This window comes from Vibrio sp. 970, assembly GCF_033339075.1.
The window spans coordinates 1-531 of sequence record NZ_JAWOTW010000754.1 but is presented as its reverse complement, the minus strand read 5'-3'; the positions used below and the strand labels follow the sequence as shown (position 1 = coordinate 531).

Annotated in this window: 1 protein-coding gene; it reads left to right on the top strand. The window is 49.0% G+C overall.

Annotation, left to right across the window (positions count from 1 at the left end; all coding sequences use genetic code 11):
• Window positions 1–392: anion permease (locus R7Q11_RS29015; protein ID WP_225467324.1), on the top strand; the 392-nt coding region annotated here is incomplete at its 5' end.
• Window positions 393–531: the final 139 nt, after the last annotated feature.

The window sequence follows — 531 nt, the reverse complement described above, 5'->3', positions numbered from 1 at the left end:
CACTCGATAAAACGGGCTTGGCAGAAGCGCTCGCCCACGCAATTGATTATGAGGCACTGTCTCCATTTGCGGTGGTGGTTGCACTCTCCATCGTGTGTTGGTTGATGGCCAATTTTATGTCGAACACCGCGACCGCGAACTTGTTGATGCCAATTGCCGCAGCTATCGGGGTTTCCATGCCGATTTTGGCCGCTGTCGGTGGCTTACAAGGCTTACTGGTTGTGGTCGCATTCTCGGCTTCACTGGGCATGATTTTACCTGTCTCCACCCCACCAAACTCATTAGCTTATTCAACGGGCTTGATAGAAAGCAAAGACATGGCGAAAGTCGGACTCATCATTGGCTTAATTGGTCTGTTTATAGTTTACGGCGCTGTGTTGATTCTCTTCTAACGTTCTGGCTCTGTGAGGGGTTACGCCTTCACAGAGCCCCTTCATTCCCATTACCTCGACTTCGTTCCCCTTTGCACACCATGATGAATAGAGATTTAACATTGCATTGCTGAATAAAAATCACACCATGTGCCTCAAG